This window comes from Micromonospora pallida (genome assembly GCF_900090325.1).
GTDB classification, from domain to species: Bacteria; Actinomycetota; Actinomycetes; order Mycobacteriales; family Micromonosporaceae; genus Micromonospora; species Micromonospora pallida.
Window position 1 is genome coordinate 5,802,393 of the sequence record NZ_FMHW01000002.1, and the last position, 15,820, is coordinate 5,818,212.

At 71.0% G+C, this 15,820-nt stretch carries 16 protein-coding genes and 1 pseudogene; 4 read left to right on the forward strand and 13 right to left on the reverse strand.

Annotated elements, in window-relative coordinates; all coding sequences use genetic code 11:
* Positions 1-38 precede the first annotated feature (38 nt).
* Positions 39-467 carry a DUF3151 domain-containing protein gene (locus tag GA0074692_RS24325; protein ID WP_091647915.1) on the reverse strand — a complete coding sequence of 143 codons (429 nt, stop codon included), beginning with the start codon at positions 465-467 and terminating at the stop codon, positions 39-41.
* Positions 468-714: 247 nt separating this feature from the next.
* Here GA0074692_RS24325 and GA0074692_RS24330 point away from each other — a divergent pair, with 247 nt between their 5' ends.
* Positions 715-1,932 (forward strand): SLOG cluster 4 domain-containing protein, encoded by a 1,218-nt coding sequence (locus GA0074692_RS24330; protein WP_176738562.1) that lies wholly within the window; start codon positions 715-717, stop codon positions 1,930-1,932.
* Between the two features lie 84 nt (positions 1,933-2,016).
* Here the strand turns inward: GA0074692_RS24330 and fbaA are convergent, their stop codons facing one another.
* Both fbaA and GA0074692_RS24340 read right to left on the reverse strand, forming a co-directional pair.
* Positions 2,017-3,042, reverse strand: a complete 1,026-nt coding sequence (gene fbaA, locus GA0074692_RS24335; protein WP_091647917.1) for a class II fructose-bisphosphate aldolase — start codon at positions 3,040-3,042, stop codon at positions 2,017-2,019.
* A gap of 248 nt (positions 3,043-3,290) precedes the next feature.
* Complete coding sequence (locus tag GA0074692_RS24340; RefSeq protein WP_091647919.1) at positions 3,291-3,662, reverse strand: phage holin family protein; 372 nt, start codon at positions 3,660-3,662, stop codon at positions 3,291-3,293.
* A 216-nt stretch (positions 3,663-3,878) separates the two neighbouring features.
* Here GA0074692_RS24340 and GA0074692_RS24345 point away from each other — a divergent pair, with 216 nt between their 5' ends.
* From GA0074692_RS24345 to GA0074692_RS35440, 3 genes and pseudogenes are all read left to right on the forward strand, one after another.
* Positions 3,879-4,091: a hypothetical protein gene (locus GA0074692_RS24345; RefSeq protein WP_091647922.1), complete on the forward strand. Its 213-nt coding sequence runs from the start codon at positions 3,879-3,881 to the stop codon at positions 4,089-4,091.
* A 160-nt stretch (positions 4,092-4,251) separates the two neighbouring features.
* Positions 4,252-5,814 (forward strand): LPXTG cell wall anchor domain-containing protein, encoded by a 1,563-nt coding sequence (locus GA0074692_RS24350; protein WP_091647925.1) that lies wholly within the window; start codon positions 4,252-4,254, stop codon positions 5,812-5,814.
* Between the two features lie 307 nt (positions 5,815-6,121).
* Positions 6,122-6,823: pseudogene (locus tag GA0074692_RS35440) on the forward strand (DedA family protein); the annotation flags it as partial.
* Positions 6,824-8,212: 1,389 nt separating this feature from the next.
* Here GA0074692_RS35440 and GA0074692_RS24360 read toward each other — a convergent pair.
* The 10 genes from GA0074692_RS24360 to GA0074692_RS24405 form a co-directional block, all read right to left on the reverse strand.
* A complete protein-coding gene (locus GA0074692_RS24360) occupies positions 8,213-8,590 on the reverse strand; it encodes an ArsR/SmtB family transcription factor (RefSeq protein WP_076468717.1) in 378 nt (125 codons plus the stop codon).
* 56 nt (positions 8,591-8,646) lie between these two features.
* On the reverse strand, positions 8,647-9,186 hold the full coding sequence (gene pyrE, locus GA0074692_RS24365; protein ID WP_091654016.1) for an orotate phosphoribosyltransferase: 540 nt from the start codon (positions 9,184-9,186) through the stop codon (positions 8,647-8,649).
* 165 nt (positions 9,187-9,351) lie between these two features.
* Complete coding sequence (locus tag GA0074692_RS24370) at positions 9,352-10,176, reverse strand: SDR family NAD(P)-dependent oxidoreductase (protein WP_091647929.1); 825 nt, start codon at positions 10,174-10,176, stop codon at positions 9,352-9,354.
* A 10-nt stretch (positions 10,177-10,186) separates the two neighbouring features.
* Positions 10,187-10,798 (reverse strand): hypothetical protein, encoded by a 612-nt coding sequence (locus GA0074692_RS24375; protein ID WP_091647932.1) that lies wholly within the window; start codon positions 10,796-10,798, stop codon positions 10,187-10,189.
* Positions 10,799-10,871: 73 nt separating this feature from the next.
* Positions 10,872-11,927 (reverse strand): hypothetical protein, encoded by a 1,056-nt coding sequence (locus tag GA0074692_RS24380; RefSeq protein WP_425413356.1) that lies wholly within the window; start codon positions 11,925-11,927, stop codon positions 10,872-10,874.
* 88 nt (positions 11,928-12,015) lie between these two features.
* Positions 12,016-13,584 carry a polyamine aminopropyltransferase gene (locus GA0074692_RS24385; protein WP_091647934.1) on the reverse strand — a complete coding sequence of 523 codons (1,569 nt, stop codon included), beginning with the start codon at positions 13,582-13,584 and terminating at the stop codon, positions 12,016-12,018.
* Positions 13,581-14,354, reverse strand: coding sequence for a hypothetical protein (locus tag GA0074692_RS24390; protein WP_091647936.1), 774 nt, complete (start codon positions 14,352-14,354; stop codon positions 13,581-13,583). The genes GA0074692_RS24385 and GA0074692_RS24390 overlap by 4 nt, the downstream gene beginning before the upstream one ends.
* The gene (locus GA0074692_RS24395; RefSeq protein ID WP_091647938.1) at positions 14,354-14,776 is read right to left on the reverse strand and encodes a DUF350 domain-containing protein; all 423 of its coding nucleotides are present in this window, start codon (positions 14,774-14,776) and stop codon (positions 14,354-14,356) included. Before GA0074692_RS24395 ends, GA0074692_RS24390 begins: the two co-directional genes overlap by 1 nt.
* Before the next feature lie 83 nt (positions 14,777-14,859).
* Positions 14,860-15,285 (reverse strand): DUF4247 domain-containing protein, encoded by a 426-nt coding sequence (locus GA0074692_RS24400; RefSeq protein WP_091647940.1) that lies wholly within the window; start codon positions 15,283-15,285, stop codon positions 14,860-14,862.
* Complete coding sequence (locus GA0074692_RS24405) at positions 15,282-15,818, reverse strand: DUF2617 family protein (RefSeq protein WP_091647942.1); 537 nt, start codon at positions 15,816-15,818, stop codon at positions 15,282-15,284. Before GA0074692_RS24405 ends, GA0074692_RS24400 begins: the two co-directional genes overlap by 4 nt.
* Positions 15,819-15,820 lie beyond the last annotated feature (2 nt).

Below are 15,820 nucleotides of genomic sequence, written 5' to 3' on the forward strand. Positions count from 1 at the left end.
GAGCACCGCCCGCCGGTCCGGCCATCGACCGGTTGCGGTCAGTCGCTGGCCAGGGCGTCCCCGGCGGCCGGGTCGCAGTCCCGGAGGAACTGGGCGCAGCGGGCCGCCTCGTCCGCCTCGCCGATCTCGCCGGCCGCGCGGGAGAGCACGTACAGGCAGCGGAGGAAGCCCCGGTTCGGCTCGTGCGCCCACGGCACCGGCCCGTGCCCGCGCCAACCGTTACGGCGGAGCTGGTCCAGGCCCCGGTGGTAGCCGGTGCGGGCGAACGCGTACGCCGGGACGACCTGGCCCTGCGCGAGGGCCCGGGTGGCCAGCGCGCCCCAACCGGCGCTGAAGGTCGGGAATCGGGCGGCCACCTCGGCGTACGCCTCGTCGGTGCCCGCCTGTTCGGCGGCGGCCAGCTCGGCCTCGGCCTCCTCGTGGACGGGCAGTAGGGTTGCCGGCGGCTCAGGCAAGAGGTTCTGCATCGCCTCATTCAACCCGCTCCGACGACCGGCCCGCGAGCGGGTCCGCCCAGCTCGTCGACGAACCGGCGCAACCCCGGTCCAGGTCACGACGGTACGCGTCGATGAAGAGGTTCGCGTCGGTGCCAACTGTTCACCTCGACTACGAATGATGTTCCGGAGCCGCCCGGGGAATCCGTGCCCTGAACGCCATGGGATCGGACACGGCCGGCTGGTTTGCCGGGTTGACCGGGCTGGGCAGGATGACCTCGTGCCGACCCCACCACCCGCGGACGTCATCGAGCCGCACACCGCCCCCGACGAGATCGAGACCCGCGCCGCCTTCGACCGACGGCTGGCCAGCGGCAGCCTGGCCGGGCTGACCGTGCAGGGACTCCGGCTCGACCTGGACCCCGTACCCGATCTGGCTGGCACCGACGTCGCCGGGACGCTCTTCGTGGGTTGCCGGTTCGCCTCCCGGGACGTCGGCGCGGACCTGGTCCGGCGCGGCGCCAACGTGGTGCCGCCCTTCTCCGGGCTGCCGTACCCGACCCAGCCGGCGCACCTCTACACCCCCGAGGATCTGGCTGGCGGCTTCGCCGAGGGTGGCTTCGCCGGCATGTACGACACCCGGGTGTACGAGCACTTCCGGTCGCACGGCGGCGCGCTGCCGGATGTCAGGGAGGCGCTCGGCCAGCGGCTGCACGACCACGGTGTGGACAACGCGCTGGCCGACGCCACCCGCGCCTGGCTGGCCACGCACGGACCGCAGTCGGTGGTGGGCGTCATGGGCGGGCATGCCGTGCCACGCGGCAGCGTGCCGTACCGGATGGCCGCGATGCTCGGCTGGGAACTGGCCCGCGCCGACCGGCTGGTGGTCACCGGCGGCGGGCCGGGGGTGATGGAGGCGGCGAACCTCGGCGCCTACCTGGCCTCCCACCCGGCGGAGGCGTTGGCGACGGCGATCGACCTGCTCGCCGTCGCGCCGGACTTCACCGACCACGACCGGTACACCGCCGTGGCGCTCGAGGTACGCCAGCGGTACGCCCCGACCGAGACGCTACCCCGGTCCCCCGGCGAGGTCTCCGGTCTGGACTGGGCCCGTACCGGCGGGCTGGCCATCCCCACCTGGCTGTACGGGCACGAGCCGGCGAACCTCTTCGCCGGGAAGATCGCGAAGTACTTCTCGAACGCGATCCGGGAGGACACCATCCTGCGGCTGGCCCGGGGCGGGATCGTCTTCGCGCCGGGACGGGCCGGCACCGTGCAGGAGGTCTTCCAGGCGGCGACGAAGACGTTCTACGGCACCGACGGCGCGAGCGGAGCGTACGTCTTCCTGAACCGGGAGTACTGGACCCGGGAACTGCCGGTGGAGTCGCTGCTGCGTCCGCTGCTGGCCGCGTCGCCGTTCGGGGACCTCTCCGGCACCATCCACCTCACCGACGACGTCGCCGAGGCGGCCCGGGCGCTGATCGGCGCACCCGCCTGAGGTGGTAGCAGGGGTCCCTTGTTACTCATTTATGAGTAACAAGGGACCCCTGCTACCACTAAACGCTGGGCGAGCCGGGTGTGGCTACTTGGCGAGCGTGGTGCCCGTCGAGCGGAGGTGCTCGCAGGCCTCGACGACCCGGGCGGCCATGCCGGCCTCGGCGGCCTTGCCCCAGACGCGCGGGTCGTACAGCTTCTTGTTGCCGACCTCGCCGTCGACCTTGAGCACCCCGTCGTAGTTGCGGAACATGTGGTCCGCGACCGGGCGGGTGAAGGTGTACTGGGTGTCGGTGTCGATGTTCATCTTGATCACGCCGTAGTCCAGCGCCTCGCGGATCTCGGAGAGCAGCGAGCCGGAACCGCCGTGGAACACCAGGCTGAGCGGCTTCTCCTTGCCGTACTTGGCGCCGACCGCCTCCTGGATGCTCTTCAGCACCTCGGGACGGAGCTTGACGTTGCCCGGCTTGTAGACGCCGTGCACGTTGCCGAAGGTCAGCGCCGCCATGTAGCGGCCCTTCTCGCCGAGACCGAGCGCGTCGACCATGGCCAGGCCGTCCTCGACGGTGGTGTAGAGCTTGTCGTTGATCGCGTTCTCGACGCCGTCCTCCTCGCCGCCGACCACGCCGACCTCGATCTCCAGGACGATCTTGCCCTCGGCGGCCCGGTCGAGCAGCTCGGCGGCGATCTCCAGGTTCTCGGCGACCGGCACGGCGGAGCCGTCCCACATGTGCGACTGGAACAGCGGCTCCTCGCCCCGGGCCACCCGCTCCTTGGAGATCGCCATCAGCGGCCGGACGAACTTGTCCAGCTTGTCCTTGGGGCAGTGGTCGGTGTGCAGGGCGATGTTGACCGGGTAGTTCTTGGCCACCTCGCGGGCGTACGCGGCGAACGCGGCGGCACCGGTGACCATGTCCTTGACGGACGGCCCGGAGAGGTACTCGGCGCCACCGGTCGAGACCTGGATGATGCCGTCGCTCTCCGCGTCGGCGAAGCCCTTCAGCGCGGCGTTGAGGGTCTGCGAGGACGTGACGTTGATGGCGGGGTACGCGTACCGGCCGGCCTTGGCACGGTCGAGCATCTCCGCGTAGACCTCAGGGGAAGCGATGGGCATGTCAAACGCTCCTTACTACCGCTTTCGGCCGTGCCGGCCGACTGTCTTCCATGGTTGCGAGACCGCGCTGTCCTCCGCGGGCAGTATCCCGTAGACGCCCGGTACAGGCACAACCGACCCGGAACGCGACCAGTTGGTCGACGTGTCCGCACCGCCCGTCGCCGTCGACGCTCCGCCGTCGCGGCCGTCGCTCCGCCCGAGGTGGCGTCGCTCCGCCCGGGGTGGCGTCCGCTCGTCCACCGGTCCGCCTACCCCTCCCGGACGACGATGCTGATCAGCCAACTGACCACCGCCATCACGATCGCTCCCCAGAAGGCCGGCCAGAAACCGTCCACCCGGAACGGCAGGTCGAGCTGACCGGCGATCCAATCCGTCAGCAGAAAGAGCAACGCGTTCACGACCAGCGCGAACAGACCCAGGGTCAGCAGGTAGAACACGCAGCCGACGACCTGGATGACCGGCTTGAGCACCGCGTTGACCACGCCGAAGATCAGGGCCACCGCGAGCAGGGTCAGGGCGGTGTTCGTCCCGGACCGTCCGCCCACGTCGACGCCGGGCACGATCAGCGTGGTGGCCCACAGCGCCACCGCGTTGGTGACCAACCGGATCAGGAAGCCCACGGTTCCATCCTGGCATCGAGCGTCGGCCCCGGGTGGGCCAATCCGCCGACTCCGCACCGGCGGCTGGCGGGGTGGCCGTACGCCGGTGGCCGGCGGTGCAGCCACGCGCCGGAGGCCGGCGGACAGGTGGCGGTTGTTTGGCGCGGCTCGCCGGTGGGCAGGAGTGTCAGCCCGTACGGTGTGGAAGTAGCGCCGGCACGACGTGAAGGAGGGACGATGGGTCAGCCCGACGAGGAGTTCGCCCCCGGCGACCACCTCACTCCCGACGAGCGGGATCCCGAGGCCCCGCCCGCCGACGCCGTCGAACAGGCGACGGTGGCCGGTCCGGTCGACGGCGACACGGAGCCGCACCGTGGCCTGGAGGTCGCGGACTGGGACGCGGTGGAGCAGTCCCGGGTGGTCACGGTCGACGAGGACGACTACCGCTGAGTCACCAGCACTTCCGTCTCACCCAACGCCACAGGTCGGCACGAAGACCTGATCTCGTTCATCCGTTCGGTTCGATCTGACCTGGCGGGACTCCCTGGACATCGGTGGGCACCTAAGCTCCCACCCGACCCAACGGTCATTCCACGGGAGGAACCTCTACATGCTCAACACGAGCACCCGGCGTCTGCTCGCCGGGCTCGGCGTCGTGGGCGCGCTCGTCGCGACCACCGCCATCCCCGCGTCGGCCGCCCCGGCTGACGTCGAGATCAATCTTTACTTCCCCGACGTCACCGTCGCCGCTGACACCGCCGGCAAGGTCGAAAGCCCCGTCATGTCCGCCTCCGAGCCGGTCGTGCTGCGCGAGGCCACCATGCGATACGACTTCTCCGACCTGGCCGGCAAGGTCAACGTGACCGAAGACGACGACTTCGGTTACTGCACGAAGCCGGAACCCGGCGTGCTGCTCTGCACCGATCCGTTCGAGATCGGGCTGGACGAGTGGGGCCTTGCCGGCCTCTTCCAGGTGGTGATCGCCGCGACCGACGGGACCGACGACGCCACCGGCAAGCTGAAGGTCACCTTCTCCGCAGCCGGTGTGGACCCGTTGACCTGGGAGTCCACGGTCCGCGTCGGCGAGGGCGTGGACCTGGCCGGCGCCACCGACACCGTCAAGGTTTCCGCGCGGCCCGGCGAGGCGCTCAGCTTGCCGCTGACCGTCCGCAACCCGGGTACCACCACCGTGAAGGGCAGCACCGCACTCTTCGACGTCGACTATGAGCTACGTGCCGACGAGAAATACAGCAACTGCACCTACGAGGGCGACGAGCTGCGGTTCTGCCACTTCGACCAGGAGCTGGCCCCCGGTACCACCTACCGGGCCTCGGTCGATTTCGTGCTCGGCAAGGACACCTACGCCCCGGGCGACGTCTACACCTACACCAACTGGATGACCAGCGCCGAGTACGAGGACTTCGCGGCCTACCTGGAGAGCCGCGGCATCTCCCCGGGCAAGCCGGGGACCGGCCCCGAGCTGACCCTGGCGGTCGACGACCGGGCGCGCGCTCCGCAGGCCGACACCGACCCTGACAACAACTGGTCCTCCTACGAGGTGGCCGTCACCGGCACGAACGGCACCGACCTGGCGGCCATCGGCGACAAGCTGACCGGGGCGGCCGGCGACAAGGTCACCGCGACCGTCGGCTTCCGCAACAACGGCCCGGCGACGCTGAACCACATCCGGTCCGATTCGCCGGTCACCCACCTCCGGGTGGGCGTGCCGCAGGGCACGACGGTGATCGGGGCTCCGGAGTGGTGCGTACCGATCAAGGGCGAGGAGTTCGGCGAGCCCGGCGAGGCGGGCGGGAGCAACTACCACTGCTATGCCAGCACGCTGAGCATCGCGGGCGAAGAGGAGACCTACGAGTTCACGCTCCGCGTCGACAAGGTCGTGGCCAACGCCAAGGGCCCAGTCGAGGTGAACGTGCCGTGCCAGTGTGATGGCGGTTTCTACGACGACCTGAAGCCGGCCAACGACACCGCCGCGATCCTGGTGAACGCGACGGGCGGCGGCGGAGGCGGCGGGGGCGAAGACGGGGATGGCGGCACGCTGCCCATCACCGGTGCCCAGACCAGCCTGATCGCGGGCGTCGGCGGGCTGCTGCTCGCGGTGGGCGTCGGTGGCTTCGTGCTGGCCCGTCGTCGGCGGACCCGCTTCGTGGCCTGATCTCCCTTCCGGCAACACCACCGGTGCCCCGCCGACCCGACCGGGTCGGCGGGGCACCGTCGTCTCCGTACCACGAGTCGTGGCACGGCATCCGGTCGCTGCCGCGCGGACCGGGCGCGGGTGGGCGTCGACGTGGCCGACGTCGGACGGTCAGCTCCGCCCCGACGATGGGTGGGTCGACACGGCCACCGCCCGGCGGGCCTGTGACGTCGAGCACCGGGAGCCGTGGAGGGCGACCTAGACTTACCGGAGCCGTCGCCGGTGGCGTGCTCGCCACCCCCAACTGGCAGATCCCGGAGGTCACCTCGTGCCGACGCCCACCACCACCCTGGCCCTGGGGCCGGACTGGCTCGACCCAGAGTGGTTGATTTCGACGTTCGGGTTGCTCGGCATCCTGGCCATCGTCTTCGCCGAGTCCGGCCTGCTGATCGGCTTCTTCCTGCCGGGCGACTCGCTGCTGTTCACCGCCGGTCTGCTCACCGCCGACGGCGAGTACATCACCTACCCGCTGTGGCTGGTCTGCTTGTTGATCACCCTGTCGGCCATCGCCGGCGACCAGGTCGGGTACGCCTTCGGGCGCAAGGTCGGGCCGTCGCTGTTCCGCCGGCCCAACTCCAAGCTGTTCAAGCAGGAGAACGTGCTCAAGGCGCACGAGTTCTTCGAGAAGTACGGCGCCCGCTCGATCGTGCTGGCCCGGTTCGTGCCCATCGTGCGGACCTTCACCCCGATCGTGGCCGGGGTGAGCCGGATGGACTACCGCACCTTCGTGATCTACAACGTGGTCGGCGGCATCCTCTGGGGCACCGGGGTCACCGTCCTCGGCTACTTCCTCGGGCAGATCCCGTTCGTCAAGGCCAACATCGAGATGATCCTGATCCTTATCGTGGTGGTCTCGGTGGTTCCGATCGGGATCGAGCTGCTCCGGGCGCGGATGGCGGCGAAGCGGGGCACCAGCCCCGAGGAGAAGGCCGCCGCCGACGAGGCCGTCCGGGAGGTCCGGGAGCAGCACGCGGACCAGCAGTCGCCGTACGGCGGGCAGTCGTACCAGAGCGAGAGCCAGCAGCCGTACGGCGGGCAGTCGTACCCGAACGAGGGACGGCAGCCGTACGGCGGGCAGCCCCAGCCGGGAACCGGTCAGGTCTACGGCGGTGCGCAGCAGCCCCCGGGCGGCCAGGTCTACGGCGGCGGCCAGCAGTACGGCGGTCAGCAGTACCGGGAGAACCCGCAGCCCTACGGCGGCCAGCCGTACGAGAGCGGCCAGCCCCACTCCGGTGGGCAGCAACAGTATGGGAACGGGCAGCAGTACGGGAACGGGCAGCCGTACCAGAACAGCGGGTTCCAGGGCGGCCAGCCATACCCGGGCCAGCCGTACCAGGGCGAGCCGCACCAGAGCGGGGGACAGCAGTACCCGGACACCCCGTACGACGGCCGGGAGCCGCAGCGGTCCGGATATCCGAACACCCAGCCGGGGTACGGCGGACAGCAGCCCTACAGCGGACAGCCTGGGTACAGCGGACAGCAGCCCTACGGCGGTAACCCGCAGAGCTACGACGAGCCCACCCAGTCGTTCGGTGGCGGGCAGGCGCCGTGGACCGGTCAGACCTACGGCGACGAGCAGACCTACCGCGACGAGCAGTCGCCGGGCAACGGTCAGTCGCACGAGAATCGGTCGGCGCCACCGCCCTACGGCGGTCAGCCGCACCACGGCGGTCAGCAGTACGGCCGGCACTGAGCGCCGTACCGGTTGCCTGCTCCCGGAGTCGGACCACACCGGCCGGCACCGGGAGCCGTCACCGCGACACCGGGACCAAGCCTCGGACGCCACTGGCGGCCTGAAGACCACGATGGGCCGGTGACGTCTCACCGCGACATTCGGGACCGACGGTCGCAGCCGGACGGCCTCCCCGTCTGGGCTCGCGTGACCGACGGGCGGCGCGGTGGACTCGGGCCGGGCGAGATCGCCGACTCCGGCCCGATTGACACGGCGGACTCCGGGGCGCGGTGAACCCGCGTGTGGACCCGGCCGGTGGCCGGGACAACCGTCAGTGGACAGCCCGTACGGCTGCCCGGCCTGCCGGTACTCGTCAGACTGCCCGTCGCGTACCCGTCAGGCCATCCGTCGCCACCCGTCCGGGCGCTCGGCGCGCTCGTTCGGGGCGGTCGGAGATTCGGATGGTCGGAGATTCGGGGTGGTCGGAGACCAGCCCGGACGGGCCGGTCGGGTGGCGGCCCACGGCGGCATCCCCGTTGGTCACGGGGAGCCGGGCCGTCCCGACCGGCGGCGGGCATTCCGGAGACGGTCGCCGGGGTCCGGCGACCGGTCGGCACCGCACCGGTCGAACCCACTCGGTTGCCTGGTGCCTCTCCCGGGGAAGCGGCACCAGACGACCGGGACGGGTCAGCGCGCCTTCTTGGTGGCGCGCTTACGGGGCGGAGTCAGCAGGTCGGCGATCGTGGCGATCGCGGTCGGCACCAGCCGGTAGTACGCCCACACGCCGCGCTTCTCCCGCTCCAGCAAGCCGGCCTCGGTGAGGATACGCAGGTGGTGGCTGACCGTCGGCTGGGAGAGGCCGAGCGGCGCGGTCAGGTCGCAGACGCACGCCTCGCCCTCGGGGGCCGACTGGATCAGGCTGAGCAGCCGCAGCCGGGCGGGGTCGGCGAGGGCCTTGAGGACCCCCGCGAGCCGCTCGGCATCGGCACGTTCGATCGGCTCGCCGGCAAGCGGCGAGATCTGAGGCATAGTCATTTCAGCCAACGCAGTTCCCACGTTTTCCATCCTTCCACCAGCAGCATCGAAACGCCTGCATATCCGCAATCCGAATCGGTAAACTTTTAGGCCACAAGGCCGAGGTCAGCCAACGTATAGGCCGCCCGGTAGGCCAGTCCGGCTGCTTGCACGACGTCGCCGGCGCCTCGATCAACAATAACCGCTACACCGACGACCTCAGCCCCTGCCTCACGTAACGCTTCAACTGCGTTGAGTACACTCCCACCGGTCGTTGAGGTATCTTCCACCGCCAATACCCGGCGACCGGATACATCAGGCCCCTCGATGCGGCGTTGCAGCCCGTGCGCCTTACCTTGCTTGCGCACGACGAAGGCATCGAGCGGTCGTCCCACCGTCGCTGCGGCATGCAGCATCGACAGCCCGACCGGGTCGGCACCCAGGGTCAGGCCACCGACCGCGTCGAACTCCCAGTCAGCGGTGAGATCCAGCAGGACGCGCCCCACCAAGGGAGCGGCCTGGTGATGGAGCGTGACGCGACGCAGATCGACGTACCAATCTGCCTCGCGCCCCGAGGAGAGCACCACCCGCCCATGGACCACGGCCAGGTCGGAGATGAATTTACGCAGGTCGTCGCGGTCCCCCATGGCGCACAAGGGTACTGCGCGAGTCTGGGAGCCGTGGCTCGGGTCCACCCCGATCAGCCCTGTGGGCGACGACGAGTGGCGATGTTCACTTACGCTGTGCGACGGGATTCTGGCGTCCGGGTCATTCCCGCCAGGTCGGGCCGGTGCGCCGGACGGTGGCGGCGGTCAGCGACCCCCGCGTCCGACGAGGACCTTGGACTTTCGGGTGAGTCGGTGCAGCACTCGCAGCGGGGTGTGCCGCAACGCCACCACGGCAAGCTTGTACTTCCAGTCGGGAACGCTCACCAGACGGCCTTTCCGCAGGTCACGTAGACCCTCATCGATGACCGAGTCGGCGTCGAGCCAGATCCAGCCGGGCATCGACGACGTGTCGATGCCGGCCCGCTGGTGGAACTCGGTGCGGGTGAACCCTGGACAGAGGGCCATCACCCGTACGCCGTAGGGGCGCGCGGCCTGCCCCACCGACTCGCTGAAGTTGGTCACCCAGGCCTTGGTGGCGGAGTACGTCGAGCCGGCCTCGGGCGCACCGAAACCCGCGACGGAAGAGACATTTATCACTGCCCCCTGCCCGCGGGCGGTCATCGTCGGCAGTACCGCATGGGTCAGTCGCATCACGGAGTTGACGTTCAGCCGCAGCAGGCGGGCCTCGTCCTCGACGCTGGTCCGCAGGAACGAGCGGGTGAGCGCGATCCCGGCGTTGTTGACCAGCAGGTCGACCGGGGTGCCCTCGGTCAGCCGCCGCTCCACGGCGACACAACCCTCCTCTGTGGAGAGATCCGCCGGCAGGGTCTCCACCGTCCGGCCGTGCCGCTCGGTCAGCTCGGTGGCGAAGGCGGTGAGCCGGGCCGCGTCCCGGGCGACCAGGACGAGGTCGTACCCGTCCCAGGCGAGCCGCCGGACGAACGCCGCCCCGATGCCGGCTGTCGCTCCGGTGACCACCGCGAGTGGGTTGGTGGGGCCGGGGACGACCGGGTCGGGTGTCGCGGGCACGGGCGGATCCTCACTCGGGCGGGGTGGAGTACGCGAAGAACGACCGTGAGGCAGGCCGGGAAACCGGCCGCCGACGGTGGTGCGCGTTCGCCGACGGCAGGGCCAGCAGCACGGCCACCACAAGGTATCCGAGCGCCTGGCCGATCGAAAGACCCGCGTTGACCGCGACCCACCCCTCCGGATAGGCGTCGGTGAGAGCGTTCAGCAGCACGGCGGTGCTGTGCTGGTCGACGTCCAGCCGAAACGGGGTCAGTCGCTGCCCGACCAGGAGGGCCACCGCGCCGATCCCCGCGAGCAGACCGAGCCCGCAGACGACCCAGGTCGCCACGCGGGCCCCGGCACGGCCGGTGAGCAGGCCGAGGGCGAGGGCGACGAGCAGCGCCCCGACCGCCACCGCGAGCACCGCCGTGAGCGCCGTGGTGGCCCGGAGCAGGGTCACCACCCCGTCCACCGCCCCCCGGTCCGGCAGGTCCGTGGTGGCCGACCGGAAGCGGGCGACCGTACCGTCCATAGCGAGCAGGCCGGCGACCGCGTACGCGACCCCGACGGTCGCCATGGCGACCAGCAGCCCGGCGGCGGACCTGACGGCGACGGGCCGTTGGGACGGGACGTGTTCCGACACGACTGATCCCTCCGGGTAGGCGTCGCGTTGGAACCTACTCGGAGGGATCGTCGTACGTCCCGCTTATCGGCGGTCAGCTACCCGACGGCGGGGTCGAACCCGAACTGTCGCCCGACGAGCTGGATCCGGGACTGTCGTTCGACGGGCTGGATCCGGGACTGTCGCCTGACGGGCTCGATCCCGGGCTGTCGTGCCGCGGACTCGGATCGCCGTAGGGACCGTCGGACCCGGTGGCCGGAGGCTGCCCCGGCTGATCCGTACCGGACGACGGCGGGTAGCCCGGCTGGTCCGAGGAGCCCGGACCGGGGTGACTCGGGTAGCCCGGGGCTGGCGGGTAACCCGGCTGGCCGTGCGGCGGGTAACCCGGGGCCGGCGGATAGCCCGGCTGGCCGTGGGGCGGGTAGCCGGGGGCGGCCGGGTAGCCCGGCTGACCCGAGGTCGGATAGCCCGGCTGGCCGTGCGTCGGGTAGCCCGGCGTACCGGTCGGGTAGCCGGGGTACGCGCCGGGAAGTGACGGCTCCCAGGCCGGCTGCGGCTTACGGAAGAACTGGTTCGACGCGGGCAGTGCCAGCAGCACCAGGGCCGCGATCAGCGCGAGCACCGCGACCAGGTTCACCAGGGTGCTGACCGGCGTGTACCAGGACGGCAGAGCATCCTCCAGCCGGCGCGCGATCTCCTCCTGGCTCGGCATGTCGGCGCTGGAACCGCCGACCGGGCCACTGAACGAGCCGACCGCACCGCTGACCAGGCTGCCGCCGCTGCAGCAGAGCAGGATGCCGCCGAGCACCCAGGTGGTGATCCGGGCGCCGTTCTTTCCCCGGTTGTTGAGCACGGCCAGCACGACCAGGCCCACCGCCATCAGCAGGGTGATCAGCCCCGACCCGACGGCGGCGACGATGGCGAAGTCGGCGATGGCGTCCATGCCGTTGACCGAGCTGTCGGCGTAGGCGTCCTCCAGCACCCGACGGGTCTCGCCGAGCGTGGCGAGGGTGAGGATCAGGTTGATCACCTGGATGCCGGCCACCAGGATCAGCAGATAGCTGGATATCGTCACGCTGCCCGGGCGCACCCGGGCCGGGGTGCTGTGGGTTTCGGCCACGACTCTCCTTCCCTTGGATCGCCACCACACCGTAACGGCATCCGGCCAGTCGTACGGGGACGGAACCGCCGAGGCGACGCTCGATGTGCCCTACCCACTCGGCCGCGACGGCAACCCGTCAGTAGCCGCGCCACTCCGCGCGGGCGTACTCGAGGACCTTCGGCTGGAGCAGAGTGGAGGCGGGCACGTCCACCTGGCGCCGGTCGGCGGGGAAGTTCCCGGCCGCGGCAAGCGTGCTGGCGTCCAGGAACCGCAGCGACGGCGCGTCGGCCGGCAACTCCAGCGGGGGCGGGTTCGGGCCGGGGGCGGCCAGCACGAATCCCCAGTCGCCAAAGGACGGCACGTCCACGTGGTACGGCCGGGTGGCGAAGCCGGCCGCCCGGACCGATGCCTCGATCGACCAGTACGAACGGGGCGCGAAGTACGGCGAGCCGGACTGCACCACCATCCGGCCGGTCTCGGCGAGCACCGAGCGGACCAGGGAGTAGAACTCGACGGTGTAGAGCTTGGCGGTGGCGGTCTCGTCCGGGTCGGGCAGGTCCGCCACCACCACGTCGAAGCGTTCCCCGGCGGTCCGCAGCCAACCGAACGCGTCGGCGTGCACCACGCGGACCCGGGGGTCGGCGAAGGCGTCCCCGTTGAGCTGGCGCAGTTGCGGCTCGCTCCGGGCCAACGCCACCACCGCCGGGTCCAGGTCGACGACGGTCACCCGCCGCACGTCCGGGTAGCGCAGCAGTTCCCGGACGGCCAGTCCGTCGCCGGCCCCGAGCACCAGCACCTCGCTATGCGGGCCGCGCAGCGCCGGATGCACCAGCGCCTCGTGGTAGCGGTACTCGTCGACCGAGCTGAACTGAAGGTCGCCGTTGAGGAAGAGCCGCAGGTCGGTGACCTGCCGGCCGGTCTCGGCCACCGACCGGGTCAACACGATCTCCTGGTAGCGGCTGCGCTCGGCGTGCACCACCGGATCCCGGTAGAGCTGCTGCCGGGCGGTCACCTCGAAGTCCCGGGCGGTGATCCAGGCGTACCCGAGGCAGAGCGCGACCACGACGGACCCGGCGGTGAGCGCGACGCGTGCCCGCCGGCTCAGCTCCCGCCGGAACACCGTGACCACCAGGGCCAGGCCGGCGACGGCGTTCACCGCGCCGACCACGAGTGCCCCCTTGAGCTGCCCGAAGACCGGGATCAGCAGAAACGGGAAGGCCAGCCCGCCGAGCAGCGCGCCGACGTAGTCGGCGGCGAACAGGTCGGCCACCGCGCTGCCGGCGGACTGTTCCCGGATGCGTTGCAGCAGCACCATCAGCAGCGGAATCTCCGCGCCGATCAGCAGCCCGAGCACGAACGCGGTGCCGACCAGCGCCGGACCGTAGAGGTCCAGCCAGGCGAAGGCCGCGTAGAGGCCGAGCACGGAGAGCCCGCCGAGCAGCGCCAGCACCAGCTCTACCAGAGCGAACGCGGCGGCGGCCCGGGACTGGAACGGCTTCGCGGCGAGCGCGCCGACGCCCATCGCGAAGACCATCACGCCGAGCACGATCGACGCCTGACCGACCGTGTCGCCGATCAGGTAGCTGCCGAGCGCGACCAGGGCCAGCTCGTAGACCAGGCCGCAGGCCGCGCAGACGAAGACCGCGAGCAGAACCGCCGCGCGGGACAGCCGCCAGCGCGGACGTTCCGGTGCGTCGGTGGTCACGGCTTGTTCCGGGTACGCCCCGCGCTCGTCGCCGCCGGTGTCTCTGCGGCGGCCTGCCGCTGCCGGTGACGCTGCACGAGGCCGACGGTGACCAACAGCGCGGTGATCAGCAACAGCGCGGCGACGGCGATCCCGTACGCCCAGCGGTCCCGCCACAGGTCGTTGCCGGCGGCCGGGAGCGGCGCCGGGGCGGCTCCGGCGGGGGCCGGGGCAGCGGCGGGTTCGACCAGCTCCGCCTCGACGGCGAGCAGCGGCAGTACGGTCGCGGCCCGGGTGGTCGCCCAGCCGGGGTCGTCGACGAAGACGTCGTGCTCGAGTCCCATCCGCGTCAGGCCGCTGTCGACATGCCAGAGGATGCTCTGCTGGATGTCCTCCGAGCCGGTCACCGTGATGCGGGCGGAGTCCTCACTCTCGCTGCTCGCCGAGGCGTAGTAGACGAGGACCTCCACCTGGAGCCAGCGCGGGCAGTTCACGTTGTCCTCCACCGACACCCCGTCGCCGAGGTTGGAGCCCACGCTGATCGGGTCGTAGCCGTAGTCCTCCAACTTCCAGCCGTAGCAGATGCCCTGGCTGGCGGTGGAGCGCGCGAGAATCGGCACGGTGTCGGCCCGCTCCTGCGCGGTCGGCGGCGGCACGGTGGTGTCGGAGCCGCCGTTGACGATCCCGGCGGCCACACAGCTACCGACGATCACGACGCTGATCAGGGCCAGCCAGATGTGGGCCGCCTTCGAGGGCTTCTTCTCCGCGCCTGCGGGCTTGGCACCGGCCATCAGCTGATCGCGGCAGCGATGATCGCGCCGGTGGCGAGGTGGATGACCGCGGTGACCCAGACGGCCGGGTGCGACTCAGGGTCGACCAGGATCTCGCCCAGCTTGCCGGGGGTCGCCACGTCCAGCACCACGAACGCCGCGGCCATGATGACCAGGCCGAGGAGGCCGTACGCGGCGGCACCGGTGATGCCGAGCACGAAGTTGTCGTCGCTGGCGACGATGGCCGCGACCACGATGATGCCGACGCCGGCCAGGTTGGAGGCGAGCAGCAGCGCCGCGTTGCGGTTGCGGTGGGTCCAGATCAGCTCGTTGAGGCGGCCGGGGGTGGCCACGTCGACCAGGACGTAGCCGATGCCCATCAGCATGACGCCGACCACCCCGTAGGCGAGGGTGACCAGCAGATCGGTGACGAGGGTCTGCACGGTGAGACTCCGGAGGATGAGGGGTTTGTCGGGTCGTCCCGCCGCTGCCGGACAGCGGCGGTGGGATCAGGTGCCGCTGCGGGTCACTTCCCGCTGCCGGGGCCGCCGCCACGGACGGTGCTGCCGCGTCCCCAGCCCCAGCTGTTGCCCACCGTGGAGTGGTAGCGCGGATAGGCGGTGGAGACGCCTTCGAGCAGGATCAGCGAGCCGGCGGCCGCCGGCAGGATGACCACCGAGTCGTCGTCGTAGCGCAGGTAGACGCCGCTGCCGTCGACGAACTGGTCGGCCGGCTTCCAGGCTTTGGTCACCTCGGCCGCCACGTGGCTCGGCGACTTGTACGAGGTGTATGCGATCGCCTCCCGGCCGATGTCCTGGCCACTGGCCCGGGTGTACCGGTCCTCGACGTAGCCCCGGGGGGAGAAGTTGCCGTAGAAGATCGCGAAGGCGGCGACCAGCGCGCCGATCAGGGCGAACGCCGCGCCCACCACGAACCATCTGCGGTATGTCACAGTGTCACCACCGTCTCGGTCAAAACCAGTTCATTGGTCTGCGGATACGCGTGCCAGGTGCGCCAGCGCACCGTGCCCGGGGCCGGGTCCGGCACGACCGCGAGGGCGGTCACCGCGTCCGGGTCGCCGGGAAAGACCCCGACCAGCGCGTACGGGTCGTCGGCCAGTTCCGCCCGGAGGGCGGCGACCCGACTGCTCAGTCCGCCCGCCTCCGGCCGGAGCACGTTCGCGGTGAACGTGTAGCCGCTCCCGGGCTCGTGCACCGTGGCCGGCAGGTCGGGTCGCCGCCCCGGCAGACAGGCCACGGTCTCGGTGAGCACCACGGTCTCGGCGGTCTCGGAGAGCCCGGTCGTCGCCTCTGCGGCGTGCAGGAGCACCTGGTGGGAGGCGCCGAGCAGGCGCAGCCGGAGCCGCTGCCCACCTGCCAGATCGAGGTCCAGCACGTACAGGGCGGGCAGTTCCGGCCCCCCGAGCGCCAGGCTCAGGTCACCGGCGCTGGTGTCAACGTACGGCGCGTCCAGACTGACCAGCACGC

What these genes read in the sequence shown, in the direction of transcription:
- fbaA (WP_091647917.1), bottom strand. Translation starts at nt 3,042, where the DNA reads ATGCCCATCGCTTCCCCTGAGGTCTACGCGGAGATGCTCGACCGTGCC.
- GA0074692_RS24350 (WP_091647925.1), top strand. Translation starts at nt 4,252, where the DNA reads ATGCTCAACACGAGCACCCGGCGTCTGCTCGCCGGGCTCGGCGTCGTG.
- GA0074692_RS24390 (WP_091647936.1), bottom strand. Translation starts at nt 14,354, where the DNA reads ATGGCCGGTGCCAAGCCCGCAGGCGCGGAGAAGAAGCCCTCGAAGGCG.
- GA0074692_RS24360 (WP_076468717.1), bottom strand. Translation starts at nt 8,590, where the DNA reads ATGGAAAACGTGGGAACTGCGTTGGCTGAAATGACTATGCCTCAGATC.
- pyrE (WP_091654016.1), bottom strand. Translation starts at nt 9,186, where the DNA reads ATGGGGGACCGCGACGACCTGCGTAAATTCATCTCCGACCTGGCCGTG.
- GA0074692_RS24325 (WP_091647915.1), bottom strand. Translation starts at nt 467, where the DNA reads ATGCAGAACCTCTTGCCTGAGCCGCCGGCAACCCTACTGCCCGTCCAC.
- GA0074692_RS24345 (WP_091647922.1), top strand. Translation starts at nt 3,879, where the DNA reads ATGGGTCAGCCCGACGAGGAGTTCGCCCCCGGCGACCACCTCACTCCC.